The organism is candidate division WOR-3 bacterium (genome assembly GCA_016867815.1).
GTDB lineage: Bacteria > Hydrothermota > Tepidihabitantia > Tepidihabitantales > Tepidihabitantaceae > UBA2258.
On sequence record VGIR01000001.1, the window covers coordinates 83,670 to 100,873 of the forward strand.

12 protein-coding genes are annotated in these 17,204 nt (G+C 62.1%); 10 read left to right on the forward strand and 2 right to left on the reverse strand.

The genetic code is table 11. From position 1 onward, the window contains the following. The first annotated feature begins 3 nt into the window (after positions 1-3). From FJY68_00330 to FJY68_00375, 10 genes are all read left to right on the forward strand, one after another. Positions 4-564: a 2-oxoacid:ferredoxin oxidoreductase subunit gamma gene (locus FJY68_00330; protein ID MBM3330280.1), complete on the forward strand. Its 561-nt coding sequence runs from the start codon at positions 4-6 to the stop codon at positions 562-564. Then, entirely contained in the window at positions 557-2,281 is a 1,725-nt protein-coding gene (locus FJY68_00335; protein MBM3330281.1) for a hypothetical protein, read from the forward strand. Before FJY68_00330 ends, FJY68_00335 begins: the two co-directional genes overlap by 8 nt. After that, positions 2,208-2,960, forward strand: a complete 753-nt coding sequence (locus FJY68_00340; protein ID MBM3330282.1) for a UDP-2,3-diacylglucosamine diphosphatase — start codon at positions 2,208-2,210, stop codon at positions 2,958-2,960. Before FJY68_00335 ends, FJY68_00340 begins: the two co-directional genes overlap by 74 nt. Positions 2,961-2,964: 4 nt before the next feature. After that, positions 2,965-3,957, forward strand: coding sequence for a hypothetical protein (locus FJY68_00345; GenBank protein ID MBM3330283.1), 993 nt, complete (start codon positions 2,965-2,967; stop codon positions 3,955-3,957). A gap of 86 nt (positions 3,958-4,043) precedes the next feature. Next, positions 4,044-5,546 (forward strand): leucyl aminopeptidase, encoded by a 1,503-nt coding sequence (locus tag FJY68_00350; protein MBM3330284.1) that lies wholly within the window; start codon positions 4,044-4,046, stop codon positions 5,544-5,546. A 133-nt stretch (positions 5,547-5,679) separates the two neighbouring features. Continuing rightward, entirely contained in the window at positions 5,680-6,357 is a 678-nt protein-coding gene (locus tag FJY68_00355) for a metal ABC transporter ATP-binding protein (protein ID MBM3330285.1), read from the forward strand. Next, positions 6,350-7,186: a metal ABC transporter permease gene (locus tag FJY68_00360; protein MBM3330286.1), complete on the forward strand. Its 837-nt coding sequence runs from the start codon at positions 6,350-6,352 to the stop codon at positions 7,184-7,186. The genes FJY68_00355 and FJY68_00360 overlap by 8 nt, the downstream gene beginning before the upstream one ends. 30 nt (positions 7,187-7,216) lie before the next feature. Next, entirely contained in the window at positions 7,217-10,414 is a 3,198-nt protein-coding gene (locus tag FJY68_00365) for a VCBS repeat-containing protein (protein MBM3330287.1), read from the forward strand. Between the two features lie 3 nt (positions 10,415-10,417). Continuing rightward, positions 10,418-12,178, forward strand: coding sequence for a PorV/PorQ family protein (locus FJY68_00370; protein MBM3330288.1), 1,761 nt, complete (start codon positions 10,418-10,420; stop codon positions 12,176-12,178). Positions 12,179-13,043: 865 nt separating this feature from the next. Then, positions 13,044-13,484 (forward strand): OmpA family protein, encoded by a 441-nt coding sequence (locus FJY68_00375; protein ID MBM3330289.1) that lies wholly within the window; start codon positions 13,044-13,046, stop codon positions 13,482-13,484. Here FJY68_00375 and FJY68_00380 read toward each other — a convergent pair. Together FJY68_00380 and FJY68_00385 are read right to left on the reverse strand one after the other, a co-directional pair. Then, on the reverse strand, positions 13,314-15,131 hold the full coding sequence (locus FJY68_00380) for a hypothetical protein (GenBank protein ID MBM3330290.1): 1,818 nt from the start codon (positions 15,129-15,131) through the stop codon (positions 13,314-13,316). The two genes, FJY68_00375 and FJY68_00380, sit on opposite strands and share 171 nt — an antisense overlap. Positions 15,132-15,156: 25 nt before the next feature. Continuing rightward, positions 15,157-17,109, reverse strand: coding sequence for a PAS domain S-box protein (locus FJY68_00385; protein MBM3330291.1), 1,953 nt, complete (start codon positions 17,107-17,109; stop codon positions 15,157-15,159). Positions 17,110-17,204 lie beyond the last annotated feature (95 nt).

Consider the following 17,204-nt stretch of genomic DNA (forward strand, 5'->3'; position numbering starts at 1 on the left):
ACGATGAAGACCGAGATCCGGCTGGCCGGTACGGGCGGGCAGGGCGTGATTCTGGCCAGCGTCATTCTTGCGGAGGCGGCAGGCGTCCACGAGGGGAAGCACGTGGTGCAGACGCAGAGCTACGGCCCGGAGGCGCGAGGCGGTGCTTCGCGGGCCGACGTCATCATTGCGGACGAGCCAATTCTGTATCCGAAGTCGCGCCGGCTCGACGTCCTGGTTAGTCTCTCTCAGCAAGCCGCGGACAAGTACTTCGATGATCTGAAAGTCCATGGAATCGCGATCATAGACGGCTTCTATGTGCGGGAGTGCCCGCGCGAAGGGGCGATCTGCCTGCCCATGACCGAGACCGCGCGCAATGAGCTCGGGCGCGAGCTGTTCACGAACATCCTGACGCTGGGCGCGCTCGCCCGCATCACCGGAGTGGTGGAGCTTGAGTCTCTGGAGAAATCTGTCGCCAACCGCGTGCCGGCCAAGGCACTTGACCTGAACAAAAGGGCGTTGGCACTGGGGTGGGAGCTTGGCGCGAGAAGAACGAAGTCAGAAGCTGGGATCCAGAATGCATAGGGCTGAAGTGCGGACGAAGAAGTCCAGAGCCAAGTCCCCGGAGCCTGAAGTCACTCCGAACCTTGAGACTCATGAACCCCCGGCCCCGTCAATCGCGGGCCGCGTCGACGAGATGATGGACCCGAAACTCTACGGCAGGGACGTGAAGCAGGTCCGGATGCTACAGACGCACACATCGTGGGTGTTCCTGACCGGCACCCGCGCCTACAAGGTGAAGAAGCCGGTCAACTTCGGCTTCCTTGACTACACTGACCTGTCCGCGCGCCGGTTCTTCTGCAATGAGGAGTTCCGACTCAACCAGCTTCTCTCGCCGGACATCTACATCAAGGTACTGCCAATCACCGAGTCCAAAGGCAGGCTCAAGCTCGGAGGCCGGGGTCGGGTCGTCGACTATTGCCTGGAGATGAGGGAGTTGTCACAGGACTGGATAATGACCGAGCAACTCAAGCGCGACCGCGTGACCTTTGAGCACATCGACCAGATCGCCCGATCCATCGCCGACTTTCACGCACGGGCAGAGCGAGGCAGTGGGGTCGCGCAGTACGGTAGCACTGAGATCATCCGTCTGAATTGGGACGAGAACTTCGCGCAAACGATGGAGTTCCGAGCGAAGACCATCACACACCGTGAATTCGACGAGATCAAGACGGCGGTTGAGGGGTTCATCACCGAGAACCGCGGGTTGTTCCGGCGCCGGCGCGCGAGTGGCTTCGTCCGCCGCTGTCACGGTGACCTGCATTCGAAGAACATCTTCATCATTAGGGAGGGTCCAGGGGGTCAGGGGTTCGCGGGTTCAGGCCACGCCTCCCGGCCCCCGGAATCCCCTAGTCCTGATTCTGTCCGGATCTTCGACTGCATTGAGTTCAACCCGCGCTTCTCCTGCTCGGACGTGGCGTCGGAGATTGCATTCATGGCAATGGACCTCGACTATTGGGGCCGCAAGGACCTCGCGGACTTCTTTGTTGAGCGCTATGTAGTCCATACGGGTGATGCCGGCCTGCTCCGTCTGCTCAACTTCTACAAGTGCTACCGGGCATACGTCCGCGGTAAGGTGACGAGCTTTGTCCTGAACGACCCAGGCGTCGGCCCGGCTGACAAGGCCAAGGCCGCGAAGACCGCAGCCGAGTACTTCAAGCTCTCCCACCGTTACGCGACCGGCATGTCGGTCGAGCCGAAGCTCGTGGTGATGATGGGGCTGCCGGCAGTCGGCAAGACTTTCGTAGCGCGAAGGCTGGCCGAACGCACCGGTGCCTTTCACTTCCTTTCCGATTCCATCCGCAAGCAGTTGCTGGGAGTCCCGGTCAGCCAGCATAGGTTCGAGTCCTTCGGCAAGGGAATCTACCAGAACAGCATCGGCAGTAGGACCTACCGCGAGATGATGCGGCGGGCCGGCATGTTCCTTTCGGCAGGGCAGAGCGTCATTCTGGATGCGACCTTCTTGACCGATGAGTCGCGTGAACAGGCACGAAAGACGGCGGCCCGGGTCAAGGTGCCGGTCACCTTTGTTTTCGCCGACTGCCCGGAGCGGGTAGTGCTGTCGCGGCTGCGGCGCCGGTCCGGCGAGTACTCAGTGTCGGACGCCAAGCTGCACGTATACCTGGAAATGAAGAGCCGGTTCAAGCCGCCAAGGCCCAACCGCGGGATTGTCCGCGTCGACACCAGTGAGCCCTTGGGGCGGTCCTTGGCCAAGATTGAGCGCGCACTACTTCGCATCTGACGCCCACATAGGCGGCGGCAATCCCGACGCCGAACAGCGGCTGTTTTGGTTCCTCGAGTCGATCCGCGGCAAAGCAGACTCACTTTACATCCTTGGCGACCTCTTCGAGTTCTGGTTTGAGTATGGCCGGTCGATTCCCAAACCGGGTTTTCGAGCGCTGGCTGAGCTGTCCGAGCTGAACCGAACCGGCACCCGTATCGGCTACCTGAAGGGCAATCATGACTTCTGGTTCAAGGATTTCTGGCAGCGCGAGCTCGGGGCCGAGGCGGCGGACGAGCTCGACGTCGTGCTGGACGGCAAGCGGGTCTTCCTAACCCACGGCGACACCCTGGACCGGTCGTTCGTGCCGCGTCTCTTCCGGGTGCTGATGCGCAGCCGGCTCAACGGATGGCTCTACTCGCAGCTTCATCCGGACATCGGCATCGGACTCGCTCTGGCCGTTGCCAGGGCGAACCGGGTCAAGAACTCCAAGCCGAGTCTCGTCGAAGACATGGCCAGATTCGCCGAGGGCAGGCTTTCCTCCGGCTTCGACATCGTCGTCATGGGGCATTCACACGTGCCCGAAGTCAGGCGGCTTGCGGGCGGAGTCTATTTGAACGTGGGTGACTGGATGACTCACTTCACCTACGGCGTCATCCGCGACGGAGTCGCGTCACTGCAGAGATTCGAGGAAAGCTAGCAGGATGTCGTCGTCGATGCCGGCGACACCAACGTCATTCGGTCGAACCACTGCGCTAGGAGCCTGGCACGGCATCCGGGCCTTCCTCAAGCTGATGCTCATTGTGGCGCCGGTCTACACCCTTGTCACGGTCCTCAAGTACACGCCGGCAATCAGGGTCTTTGCCGAGTTCATGGCGCCGCTGATGAAGCACTTCGGACTGCCCGGCGAAGCCGCTCTCGCCCTGATCATCGGCAACGTTGTCAATCTGTATGCCGGGCTTGGGGCGGTGACGGCGCTCATGATAACGACAGACCAGCTGACCGTGCTCAGCTTGATGCTGTTGCTCTCGCATTCGCAGATACTGGAAACCGCAGTTTTCTTCCAGATCCGGGCGAAGTGGTGGCTGCTGTGGCTCATCCGGCTGATGATGTCGGCGATCGCAGGGGCGGGACTGAGCCGGCTGATCGTGAAGACCGGTCCGGCGGGCACTGCCGATGTGGCCCGCCTGGCCGAGATGGCCCAGAAGGGCTATGTCGGCATCGCACCGGCGCTTGCCGACTGGGCGCGCGGCCTGGCCGACACCGGCATCAAGATGCTCCTGGTTCTGGTCGGGATCTTCATTCTGCTGGAATGGGGAAAGCGCTACGGAATTCTCAAGAAGACGCTCCGGGTAGTCGGCAGCGTTACCCGCTTCATCGGCCTGAAGCCGGAGTCAGGCATGCCGTGGCTGGCCGGTAACGTGTTCGGAATCGTGTTCGGGGCCGGAGTCGTCATCGAGACAGCGCGAGAGGGGCGGTTGGATTCCAAGCAGGTAACGCTGGTTGCCACCTTCCTGGCCTTGTGCCACGGACTGTTCGAGGACACGGCGATATTCCTGGTGATGGGCGCGAACATGTTCTGGATCCTGGTGCCGAGAATCGTGCTGGCCATCGTGGTCACATGGGTGCTGAGCAAAGTGCTGAAGGACGGCGGCACGACCAAGCTGCCCGAGCCGAAGGCTGAAGGACAGACATGAACCGAAGGTTGCCGTGTTGATGAGCGGACAAGGGGAGCCGTTTGACAAAGTGCCTCACTGCGACCTAGAATTGACGCGCAGGCGGTATGCCTGCAGAAGGAGCTGACGTGAGAATCGACTTGACTGCGAGGAAGAACTGGACCGGCCGAGTGCTGGTCGGGTTCATGTTCGAAGGCGATAAGACACCGCTGGCGATTCCGGGAGAAGAGGGAGAGGGTTTCGCCGCAGTGGCGGCCGGGGAGAAGTTCACCGGCCAGTTGAAGAAGACTAGCCTGCTGCGTGCCGAGGCCGGCGCCGCGAAGCTGATTCTCGCCGGCTTGGGGAAACGGAAGGAGTTCGAGCTTGACCGGGTTCGTTCGGCTACCGCCAAGGCGCTGAAGCGGGCCGAGGATATCGGCGCCGAGTCGGTGGGCCTGCTCGTTCACGATGCCAAGGAAGTCAGGGGCGAGTTGGCTGACTTTGTTGCGTCCGCAGTCGAAGGCGCCATCCTGTCAAGCTACCGTTTCGACAAGTATCGGACGCCGAAGCCGGATGAGGCCAAGCCGGTCGGCGAACTAGTGCTCGTGTTCGCGAACACCAAGAACCTGTCGGCCGCGATGCGCAAGGCCGTCACCGAGGCGACGGTGCGCTCCGAGGCGGTCTGCTTTGCTCGGGACCTTGCGAACGAGCCGCCCAGCCCGAAGCCGCCGGAGAAGATGGCCGAGATCGCCGCGAGTTTGGCAAAGAAGGGCCGCATCACGGTGCAGGTGATGCACAAGGCCGAGCTGGAGAAACAGGGAATGGGCGGCATCCTGCGCGTAGGCGCCGGTTCCCACCAGCCGCCGTGCCTGGTCCATCTCACCTACGCGCCAGCGGGTAGGTCGAAGCAGACCATCGTGGTCATAGGCAAGGGCATCACGTTTGACTCCGGCGGCATCTCCATCAAACCCTCGGCGGGCATGGAAGCCATGAAGGACGACATGGCCGGGGCCGGGTCAGTGTTCGGGGTTTTCAAGTGGCTCGGTTCGGTCGATGTGCCGGTCACAGTCCACGGGCTGGCCCCGTTCGCAGAGAACATGCCCGGCGGCGGAGCACAGAAGCCCGGCGACGTCATTAGGCACTTCAACGACAAGACCGCTGAGGTGATAAGCACCGATGCGGAGGGGAGGCACCTGCTGGCGGACTGCCTTGCCTACGGCTCGACCCTGAAGCCGGACTTGATGATTGACATCGCTACACTTACCGGAGCTTGCGTGGTTGCGCTGGGAGATGAGTACTCGGCGCTGCTTGGTACCGACCAGCGGACGATTGACCGGTTGGTCGCTATCGGTAAGCAGCAGGGCGAGTTTTTCTGGCAGCTGCCGTTGCCTTCCAGATACATGTCGCACTTGAGGAGCAAGGTCGCGGACTTGAAACACACGGGTAAGCCCGGGGTTGCCGGTACGATCACGGCCGGCCTATTTCTCAAGGAGTTCGTTGGCGAGGGTGTGCCGTGGGTCCACATCGACATTGCCGGGCCGTCGTTCACCAGGGAAGACTGGGACTACGCGCCGGCCGGGGCCACCGGCGTGCCGGTTCGGACTATCGTGGCGTTGCTCAAGGGGCTTTAGCAGGCACTGGGGAACCGCCTTTGACCTCTCCAACCGAGCATTCGGTTCGGTTCGAACGCGTCACAGTGACCTACCAGCAGTCGGTAGGAATAGAAGATGTTAGTTCGAGCTCAATCATGGCCAGTTCCTCGGCATAATCGGTCCGAACGGCTCGGGCAAGACCACGCTGCTGCGTGCGGTGCTTGGTCTGGTCAGGCCGACGTCAGGCAGCGTGACCATACTGGGCGCTGCAGGACGCGGGCTTGCGGGCGTCCGGACGATGATTGGCTACGTGCCGCAGCGTCGCACTCTCGACCCGCAATTCCCGATCTCCGTGCGCGACGCGGTGGTGATGGGGCTGTATCCGACGCTGGGTACCTTCGGGCGGCTGACGGCTGACGACAGCGGGCGGGTCGAAAAGACACTGGCGGCGGTCGGCTTGATTGATTCCGCGGACCACGTTGCGGGCCACCTGTCCGGCGGGCAGCAACAACGGCTGCTCATCGCCCGCGCATTGGTGCAGGAGCCGCGAATCATGCTCCTGGACGAGCCGACATCGGCGGTTGATGTAGCCACGCGGTCGGCGATTGTCGACCTGGTGCTTCGGCTCCATACCGAGCGCGGGCTGACTACGCTCTACGTAACCCATGATGTCGATGAAGTCATGCCCTGCGTTGACAAGGTGCTGTACATCAACCGCACGGTTCGGGCTTTCGGGAGCCGCGAGCAGGTTCTGAACCGCGAGACTCTGGAGTCGCTGTACGGCAGCCGCGTTGTCTTCGCCGAGGACGGCGGGCGTCGCTACGTCATCGTCGGGGACAGCCATGTTTGACTTCCTGCACTACGGGTTCATGCAGCGGGCCCTTTTGAGTTCCCTGATAGTCGGCACTACGTGTTCTTTCATCGGGGTCTTTGTGGTTCTTCGCGGGATGGCCTTCGCCGGCTCGGGTCTCGCACACGCCGCTTTCGGCGGGGTAGCGCTGGGGTTTCTTCTGGCCATCAACCCGCTGTTCGCGGCCGTGTTGTTCTGTCTCGGCACGGCCGGGTTGATTCAGGTTGCGGGCCGCAGGGCGCAGCTCCGGATGGACGCGGCCATCGGTATCTTCTTCGCTTTTGCCATGGCGCTAGGGGTGCTGTTCATGGGCCTAATGAAGCGCTACGATGCGCGGGTGTACGGTTACCTATTCGGCAATGTCCTCGGTGTGACCGCCGGCAACCTGGTGTTGATGGCGGTACTGGGGCTGGTAGTCATCGGGGCCATCGGGTTCTTGTACCGGCAGCTCAAGTTCCTCACTTTTGACGAGGAGATGGCTGAAGCAAGCGGCCTCCCCACCGGGTTTCTGGCCGCGCTGCTGCTCGCCCTGCTGGCGCTGACGGTTGTTGTGTCACTCAAGACAGTCGGCATGATCCTGGTCGAAGCATTGCTCGTAACGCCGGCCGCCACCGCCTACCAGTTGACTTACCGCTACGGGATGATGTTCGTTCTCTCGTGGATCGCGAGCGTAGCCTCCTGTGTCGCCGGGATCGTCATCTCGTACGCGCTCGGGATTCCGTCGGGCGCCGCTATCGTTATCGTCGCGACCTTGCTCTTCGCTCTTGCAGCGCTCTTTTCGCCGAAGAGGCGCAAGTGCCGTGTCTGCGGTCTCGAATCCACGTCTTGACACCGGTCTGACCCGACCTACAATTCGTGCATGGGCAGCATGAGGCGAGAGGCTGCCGCGTGGCTTGTTGTCATAGTGTCAATAGCCGAGGTCGCTATCGGCGCGACCTGGATAGAGACATCACGGCAGGACTTTGGCGACGGCCGGTTCGAGAGCAACCTGTTCGCTTCATTCCGCTACGCGGGTACCGTCGAATTCGTCCCTCGATTCGACCTGGACAACGACGGCTGGATGGACTTGGTGTGCTCGGAGGGCTACGGCGACAACGTGCATGTCTACTTCGGCGACTCGTCGGGTTTCTCACCGGGCCGTTCACGGTCCTTTCCGGTCTCCGGTGGCGGCGGATGCGATATCGCCGACGTGAACTACGACGGCAATGCCGAACTGGTGCACGCGGGCTGGCGCGCCCAGTCCTACGGTACCGTCTACAAGGGAACAGCTTCGGGTCCTGACCCGACGGATACCACGAGACTGCCGGTGAGCAGCTCAGAGGCCGTGGCCACGGCCGACCTTGACGGCGACGGCTATCTCGATCTTGCCTTTGCCTCAGAGGATCACATCAGCCAGATCTACTGGGGCAGCGCCACCGGCTACGCGCCTATGAACGTCATGCCCTTGGACATCACAACCGACAACGGCCACAACTGGGTGACGGCCGACATGGACAAGGACGGGTACCTCGACCTGCTAACCTGCTGCTGTAACTCGTACACACTCCAGCCGATCTTCTACTTCGGACCCAACCGGACCTATCGTATCGAGTGGCTCGATTTCTCTGCCGGTGACGGTTTCAACGCTCAGGGAGTCACGGTGGCCGACCTGGACCAGAATGGCTGGTTGGACATCGTGTACACGGGGCACAACAACGTGACACAGGCATGGGTCTACTGGGGAGCAGATTCTGGATTCAGTATACAACGGCGCACGATTCTCAATACGAATCGTTGCTTTGGCGGCAGCGCTGCCTATGACTTCAGCGGCGACGGTCTGCTGGACCTGCTCTTCTTCCGCGGTTCCTACTACTCGCCATCGCAGTTCAAGCCTATCATCTGTTACAACACCGGGTCCTTCCCGTATTTCAGCGACGCGCAGTCGTCCACGATTGGCAATCTAGCCATGAACTCGACCGGGGGTCGCGTTGCGGACTTCAACAACGACGGCAGTGTCGACATCTACTTCGACGACTTTCGCCCGAGCGACTCCGCCAAGGTATTCTGGGGGCCGGACTGGAACACGGTCACGCAACTTCCGTGCAATTCGGGTCACCACGGAATGGCTCGTCCTATCGGCAACGTCTACGACCGTTCCTACCGTGAGGACTACGTATCCTCTGTTTTTGATGCCTCCAGTACTACCAACTGGCATGCAGTATGGTGGGATGACTCGGTCTCGGGAGGTTCATCTGTCGAGCTGGCAGTGCGGACCGGTGATACCGGATTGCCTGATTCGAGCTGGAGCGGCTGGTGTGCGGTTGCAGACGGTGATACCGTGCCGGATTCACTGAGTTCGCGGTACATCCAGTACCGGGCAGCCCTGAAGTACCAGAATCCGGCTTCGCTCCCGATGCTGTTCGAAGTGCGTATTGACTATGGCCCGGGTCTGACATATGACGTAGGTCCGACAGCTATTCTGGTGCCATCCGGTACGGTAGACTCGGGCACGCAGGTAGCGCCGGAGGTCGTCGTGCGCAATTTCGGGACGAGTAGCGCCGTGTTTCCCACGACTCTTAACATTGGCAGCGGCTACAGCCGGACTTTGGTCGACACACTTGCCCCCGGTGAGAGGGATACGGTCCGTTTCCCCTCCTGGACCGCCGGAACGGTCGGGCTGCAGTCGATCGTCTGCTTCACGGGCCTGGTCGGGGACGAGAATCCGGCGAACGATACCATCCGGGACTCGGTGCGCGTGCGGCGGGTGCTGAATCTGGATGTTGCCCCGCTTCAGATACTCTCGCCCAGTGGCACGCCGGATTCAGGTACGGCCTGCGTGCCGAGTGCGGTCGTCCGCAACCTTGGTCGTACCGCTGCCGCGTTCCCGGTGACCATGATCATAGGTGCCGGCTACACCCAGACGGTCCAGGAGACTCTGATGCCCGGGTTGTCTGACACGCTCGTGTTTCCGTCCTGGACCGCGGATCCGGTCGGGTCGCATGCGGTCACCTGTTACACGGCGTTGGTCGGGGACGAGGATCCGGCCAACGATACCATCAGAGGCTCTGTGACGGTCCTTGGCTCGCCTGTGCATGACGTCGGTGCGGTGGCTATCGTGTCTCCAACCGGTACGCTGCAGGCGGGAGATACGGTGATACCCAGGGCGCGAATCAGGAACTTCGGCAACCGGGCAGAACGTTTCTTCTATGTGCGGTTCCAGACAGGCACGGGCTATGACCGGACCGTCAACGTAACGCAGAGCGTGCGATCCGACTCGACGGTGGAATTGACCTTTCCGGCGTGGGTGGCGGCAGCGGGCGACTGGGCGGTCAGTTGCTCGACGATGCTGGCCAGTGATGGGAACCGGGCCAACGATAAGGTGACATCCTCGGTGCGGGTGATTGAACAACAACTGCATATTGAGCCTGACCAGTCGGACCGGTTGGAGGCGGGTGAGGGCAAGCTCTATCAGTTCTATGCTCTGCTCGAAGGCGAGACCGGGGGAGTTGTCGAGGTAGCCAGACCGTCGGCGCCGACCGGCTGGACTGTCCGGCTCTGTGACTCGGCCGGCGCGAGCGAGTTAGGTGACACTGACGCGGACGGCACTCCCGATCTTGGCTTCGTGCCGCCGGGTATGCGCCGGGCTTTCTCTCTCGATGTGACGGCGCCCTCCAGGCTGGGTGGTGATACCTCGTCGCTTGCTCAAAAGACGTTCATCATCGCCGGGCACCTGGGCAGCAACTCGCTGGTCGCCGATACCGCGCTACTGGACCTGACTCTGGTGCCGGGTTTCTCGGTCCACAACTTCCCCAATCCGTTCAGCGACCATACCACGTTTGTGATCGGCCTGCCTGCTGACGGCGAAGTGAGTTTGACAGTCTACACTCGGGCGGGTGAGAGGGTGTGCCGGGTTCTGGAACGGTTCGCCATGTCGACCGGAGTCCACTTTGAACCCTGGGCCGCAGTGAACGACCGGGGCCGTGGAGTTGCGCCCGGCACGTATGAGTACGTTCTCGACTTCGTGCATCAAGGCAGGACCGACCGAATCCGCAAACGGCTGGTCATAACAAGGGAGTAGCAGATGAGCTATCTCGCCTCTTCGGCACTGCTGGCCGTCCTGTTCGGTGCGGCTGGAAGCGGCACTGCAGTCATGCCTGTGCTCAGGATTGAGCAGGGACCGCGTCTGGCGGCGATGGGTGGGGCCGGAATCGCTTTGGTTGGAGACGCAAGCGCCATCTATTGGAACCCGGCCGGTCTGGCTCGGGTGTCGGGCACGAGTTTCGCGCTTTCGCATCAGCAGTGGTTTGCCGGCATCAAGGATGAGGTCCTCCACGCCGCACTGCCTTCCGGCCTGGGCGCGATCGGCCTGGGGTTGACATACAGCGGTGAGCCGGGAATAGAGTTCTGGGACCACAATAACTTCCCCGGTGACACATTCTCTACCTGGAATGGTGTGCTGACCGCGGGTTATGGCTTTGCGGTCGCAAAGGACTGGCATGTCGGCGCAGCGGTGAAGAGCTTCTACCAAAGTCTCTACACGTCGGGTGGCTATGGTGGGGCATGCGACATAGGGTTTGCCTGCCGGCCGCTTCCGTTCCTCAGCCTGGGTGCTGTCGCACGCAACCTGGGCGTCGCGATGTACGGTCCGGGTCTTGAGCAGATGCCCATTGAGGCTGGAGTTGGCGGAGGCTTCGCCCTTGGCCCGGCAAATGTAGTGCTGGATTTCGTCCTGCCGATTGACAACGGTGTGTCGCTGCGTGCCGGCGTTGAGTACAAGCCCATACCTGAGCTGGCGCTCCGGCTGGGCTACAGGACCGGGCCGCAGGACCTGGGTACGCTGGGAGCGTTAAGTGGATTGACTGCCGGGCTAGGCGTGGGTGTGGGTCCGTTCAGCCTGGACTACGCGATAGATCCCTATGGCAAGCTTGGCCTTTCGCACCGGATCGGCCTGGCAACAGCGCTATCCGCCAGAGGTGCAGGGAGCCTGAGGCTAAAGGTCGTCGATGGCACGAGCATGGACCCGCTGTCGGCCGCTGTGACAACGACCGGAACCAAGTCCTACCAGGGCCGGACCGGGATATCGGGTGAGGTCATGCTGACGCGGCTCCCGGCGGGTGAGCTTGTCATCTACACCAGCCGTCAAGGCTACCTGCCTCGAGTGGACTCGATGTACATTGCGGGTGACCGGGAGCAGAGCGCTACCATCGCGCTCAGTCCACTGACCTATGGCGCCATCACCGGCGTCATCGCCGACGCGGAGACACGCAAGCCGATCGGCGGCAGGGTCGCCTACAGCGGGGCAGTTCAGGGCAGCACCGGGGCGGACTCGATGCTGGGCAACTACACGTTGCGCAGCCTGCCTGCCGGCCAGTACCGCCTGACCGCGTCCGGGCCGACCGACGACTATGTCGCGCAGACGTGCTCGATGAGGGTAGAGCCGGGCCGGATTACGACCAAGGACTTCTATCTGGTCAGGCGCCGGCAGACGATTGTGCTGCACGGGGTGAACTTCGAGACCGGCAAGGCGGCCCTCCTGCCCGAGTTCGACTCGATTCTCGCCCGGGCCGGCGAGATTCTCAGCATGAACCCCGGCATCATGGTGGAGCTGGCCGGGCACACCGACCCGCGAGAAATCGCGACCACCGAGTACCCATCGAACTGGGAGCTGTCGCAGGCGCGGGCCGAGGCGGTGAGACAATACCTGGTCATCAAATGGGGGATTGCGCCAGAGCGACTCACCTCCCACGGCTACGCTGACACACAGCCGATCGCTCCGAACAACACGGAAGAGGGCATGGCCCGTAACCGAAGAACCGAGTTCCGCATTGCCGGGCAGCAGTGACTCCTGGCCGGACTGCGGCGGCGGGTAGACCGCTCACGGATTGCGAAACGCCTGACAGATCGGTTGCGGAAAGCCGGGCGGGAGCCTTGGCAGGAGTCATGGTTGGAGTCGCGGCTTCACTAGTAGCGGGAGCCGCAGCGGAGGTCGTTGCTTGGGCCGTAGCTCGTGTCGTAGCCGGCATCGTAACCTGAGCCGCAACTGAAGCTGTTGCTTGAGTCGCGGCAGGAGTCGCTGCGTGAGCGGCAGCAGGTGTCACTGGAGGCGTCATTGCGGGCGTCGCAGCAGGAGTCATAGCGGATGACGCAGCCGGAGTCATAGCAGGCGTCGTAGCGCAGGTCGCAACAGAAGCCGCTCCGGGTGAAGCAGCCGGAGCCGCAGCAGGAACTGCGGCCTGAGCTGCAACGGGTGAAGCTGCGGGACCCGTGCAGGGGTGGTTTGGGGCATCACGGCATAAGTCATTTTGGCACGGCCTGTTGTGGCACTTCCCGGCTCTACGGCAAATCTACGATATTGTAGAATTGGCCTCGGACAAAGTCTTCGCCGGAGATGTTCGACTTCTCTGCTGAGTTGGGCGCGAGTCTGGATCTTTCAACACGTAGCAAGCAGTCTGTAGCGAACGGCAAGTCAGCGTCGCCGCTGGCATTCAAGCCGGGCCGCCATGTGCCCGGTCTCTTCAGATCTCTGTTGCGCACTCTTGCGATGTTCATACGTTGTGGCCTTGGGGTTCTCGCTGGAAGTGCAGATGAATATGTTCTCGACTTCGTGCGTCAAGGCAAGACTGACCGAATCCGCAGGCGGTTGGTCGTGACTCTGGAGCAGCACATGGGATACCTGGCCTGCCCACGGAGTCGGCCGGGCCGGCGAGATTCTCAAGACCAACCTCGGGATCATCGTCGAACTGGCCGGGCATAACGACACGCGCGAGATTGCCGCCGTGCAGTTTGCGTCGAACTGGGAGCTATCACAGGCTCGGGCAGAGACAGTAAGGCAGTACCTGCAAGTCAAGTGGGGGATTGCGGCGGAGCGATTGATCGCCCACGGCTACGCTGATACGCAGCCGCTTGCGCCAAACAACACAGAAGAGGGTGTGGCAAGGAATCGGCGTACCGAGTTCCGGATTGCCGGGCAGCAGCAGCTAACGGTCGGGCTTCGATGTTGGTGGCTGTTCACTGCGCTTCGGCAATTCGCAGACCAGCAACGGGGTTCCGTTGACGTCGTATCGCCGGAAGACCAGCGCCCGTTCTATCAGTTCCGGGTAGAGTCGGCTGAACAGCTTGATGTCGAACCCGTTGGCTACGGTAACTAGATGCGTGGCGCCGAATCTCCCTACCGGGTCGTCGGCATTCGCCCAGTCAGTTACAGCCACGGCGCGGCGTTTGGATCCGATGAGCAGTGCCGGTGCCCAGTTGCCGGCCAGTACTGCGTCCTTGGGAAGGGACCTGTCCAGGTCAGCCCCGGATTCCACCATGACATGCGTGCGGGCTCTGAACCAGCGGGAGAACTGCACGAGGTCGAACCGCACCACCAGGGTGAGCAGTATGATGGCAATGGTCAGGCGTATGGCCAGGTGCCGCACGATCACTCCGTGGCGCACGATCCGGGCGACAGCATAGCAGACGATGCTGGCAGCAGCAGACAAGACCAATGTCAGGAAGAGCAGACCGGGATCGGTCCGGGGCTGCAGTTTGCCCCAGAAACCGTGCGTGTAGAGTGCGAGTTGCGTGACCAGTACCCAGAGCCAGATGGCGTACAAGCCGGTCTTGACGATGGTAGGCCGCAGTTTGGGCAGCAGGACTCCGGCTTCGATGATTCGAGCCAGGGCAACGGCAAGACCGGCGACGCACGTCGGCAACAGAACGAGTTCGTAGCGGTCCGGTCGGTAGTTCATGTACCCGAGCATGAGCAGGGCCAGAATCAACCAGAGATTGAGGAAGCGCAGGGCAGGACGGCGGCCCGCCGACAACACCGGTAGCGTGATGAACCCGATGGCTGCAACCCACGGGAGACGCGGTACGAGTCCGGTCCAGTAGCCAACTGTGAACGTGTTGAGTAGGTACGCCACAATCCCACGGGGATGTCCGGCGGGCGACTCCAGCGAGTGGCGGAGCACGTACTGGACGTAGTCGGCTCGGTGGGGCAGAAACACGATGGCGAGCCAGATGGCGATTGCGCCAGCGACTCCAGCCAGTCCCCAGCCGATTCCATGGAGCATGCTTCGCACTGCAGCCCGGTCCTTGCGGACGGCGAGGATTTCCCAGATCAAAGCGACGACCAGCGCAGGCGCTATGAACGCGGCTGATGCCTTCACCAGCAGTATGGCGGAGGCCGCGAGCAGCCCGGCGACCCCCATCAGCAGCGGGCGCCTGAGCCCGCGCACGTAGCAGAGGCCAGTGAGTAGCAGGAAGAGAATCTGCACCGGCTCGACCAGTCCCAGCCGGCCGTACATGGTCAGAGGAAAGCAGGTGGCGAACACCAGCCCGGCCAGCAGGCCGGCAACAGGCCCGGCGTCGTCCTTCACGAGCAGGTACATGACGAATACCGAGCCGACGCTGGCGAGGAGCGAGAGCAACTTTACCTGGACGAACCCCATGCCGAGCAGTTTGAAGACCAGCACCATCAGGTAGTTGACGAGCGGATAGACGACCAAAGGGAAAAGGTCATCCACCCGCCAACTTCCATACAGGACCATATTGCGGGCGGAATACGAATCGAGTCCCTCATCAGTATACGGTCCGAAGCTCCAGACCAAGCCCTCACGCTGGTCCAGATGAGGGTCAGCCTTCAGGTCCGAGGCACGCAGCGCCAGCGCTCCCATCATCACGAGCAGAATAAGGGGCAGCCAGTACTTGGCAGCAAACCGGCCAAGAGGCTGGAGTTCGGGCGAATCGCTTGTTGATGACGGCGTGTCTGCGGCGGGTCTTCTTTCCGACCTGTTGCGAGCACCGCGGGCCATGTGTATCGTCCTCACAACGCGCCGATCAGCGGGTCCAGCGTGTGAGTTCTTCCTGTGCCTTGCGCAATGATTGGCCCTGCTCGCCCAATAGTTTCTCCAGGTACTCCCTGCGGCGGAGCAGTTCCTGTTGTGCGCGCACGCGGCTGGTGATGTCGCAGGCAACGTCGAGGATGCCTACGACTGTGCCGGTCGGACCGGAGAGCGGCTGTTTGCTGATGTGGTACCAGGCCGCATTGGCGCTGGTCCCATCGGGAAGGGCGACCTCCAGTTCCGCCGGTTGTCCTCGTTCCATCACCTGCCGATCGTGGGAGGCCATGAGCGCCGAGACCTTGGCGTTGTATATCTCCAGGTCGGTCTTTCCCAGGACCGAGTCCCCAGCATTCGGTCCCATCATCTTCATCGCGCCCGCATTGGCCAGGGTGTAGCGCAGGTTGTGATCCTTGATGGTGACACCGAAACCGGGGGCCTCGAGCAGCGCCTTGAGCTTGGCGTCCGCCTCGCGCCAGGCCAGTTCGGCCCGCTTCCTGAGTGACACGTTGCGGATCAGCGCCATCATGCCGGTACCGCTGGGGTACACGGAAACCGCGAACCACCCGGCGTACTTCTCACGACCATCTTGATAGAAACCTTCGTAGTACTGGGGCGTGCGGTCGAGCAGGGTCTTGCGGTAGACCGGGCCGAAGCCGCTCTTCTCCAGGTCGGGATAGACCTCCCAGAGCCGCTTTCCTACTGCTTCTGCAGCGGCTACCCGGGTCTCGTTTTCGGCACCCGGGCTCCAGCTCTTTATGACCCACTCCTTGTCGACCGTGAACACACCGTCACCCGTGCTGGCTATCATGGCGGCGACGTTTCTCTCCCGCTCATGCAGTTCGTCCTCCAGCCTGCGGGCCTCGCTGATGTCGACCAGCAGCAGGTCGAATACCCGTTTCCCGGCGTACGTGCTGACCGAGCCGTGGGCCGCAAGCCAGTGCGTGACGTTCGTCGTCATGTTTACGACGCGGAACTGGTAGGCGTCCGGGTACGACCCTGTCTTGCGCGCCGTCGCCTCTGTCGACTTGACCAGTTCGATGTCATCGGGGTGAATGCGGCTGAAGAAGGCGAGGTTGTCCACAACTATCGTGTCGCGCTTGATGCCCCAATACGTCTCGACCTCAGGGCCTACGGCCAGTATGTGGCCGTCTTCAGAGAAGCGCGCGATGACATATCCGTGTGTCGATTCGACGAGTGATCGGTAGCGCTCTTCATTCTCGCGCAGGGCGGCTTCCAGTTTCCGGCGTTGGAACTCAATGTCGCGGGCGTCGGTGCCCGGCGGCGGCTCGGCTTCGAATACCGCCGGGGCGGAGGCGAAGCGTCCGGCGTTTTCCTTGGCCTCCTGTTCGAGTTTCTTGAGCTCGGTCAGGTCTTCGTGCATCACGGCGATGCGCGTTACCTGCCCTTCGTTGTCCAGTATCGGGAAAACCGTGGCGCGGAAGCAGACCTTGCGGCCGGGTATGCCCGGCAGGCCGATCTCAGTTTGGTCGTACCATGTCGGCGGCGTTTCGACGCGGGTGCCGGCAAGAACCCGCCTTAGTTGCGGTTCCAGCAATCCGGCGCGTTTCAGTCCGCGTTCATCAAAGAGCGGGATTCCTGGCGGGGGGATCATCCCGAGCAGCCGCTCGGCCGCCTTGTTGCTGCGAAGCGGCTTGCCGTCAAGGGAGAAAATCTCGATGCTGATAGGACTGGAGTCGGCGAAGCTGTCAAATGCTGCTCCGGCGCGCCGCTCGGCCCGTCGGCGCTCGGCTTCTTCGAAGGCCGACTGCTCCTCGGCCTCACGACGCGGATCCCTTCCGCGCGCGAGCATCGCTGCGAACCCCAGAGGTATCAGAGTCAGTCTCCCGAACGCGCGCTCTCGCCCGTGTGTCGCGACTCCAAGCGCGACCATTGCAGCCAGATACAAGATGAAGAGCAGCTTGTCGTGAGGAGAGGCGCGATCAGTCATGCTAAAGTCAGGGTCAGGATATTGGATAAGCGACAAGAGTCAAGGTCGGTCTTGGTTCCGAGAAGCGAGATGGGACTCGCCACTGAGGGGAAAGG